This window comes from Pseudomonas sp. SIMBA_068, from assembly GCF_046534705.1.
Classification (GTDB): domain Bacteria; phylum Pseudomonadota; class Gammaproteobacteria; order Pseudomonadales; family Pseudomonadaceae; genus Aquipseudomonas; species Aquipseudomonas putida.
In genome coordinates this window covers 1-244 of record NZ_JAWRYI010001381.1, presented here as the reverse complement: position 1 = coordinate 244, position 244 = coordinate 1, and the positions used below count along the sequence as shown (strand labels likewise).

Genomic DNA, 244 nt, shown 5'->3' with positions numbered 1-244 from the left:
GCACTGACCTTTAAAGACACCACCATTACCTTCGCGCTGATTGGCTATGCGTTTGTTTCCGCACTGCTGCCAGTGTGGCTGATCCTCGCACCGCGCGACTATCTGGCAACCTTCCTGAAAATCGGCGTTATCGTCGGCCTGGCGCTGGGTATCGTGGTGCTGAACCCGGAACTGAAAATGCCTGCCATGACCCAGTACATTGACGGTACTGGCCCGCTGTGGAAAGGCGCTCTGTTCCCGTTCC

At 57.0% G+C, this 244-nt stretch carries 1 protein-coding gene; it reads left to right on the top strand.

The annotated features are described in order from the left end of the window. The coding region (locus SB756_RS34145; protein WP_410913764.1) for a carbon starvation CstA family protein at nt 1-244 on the top strand (244 nt) is incomplete at both ends.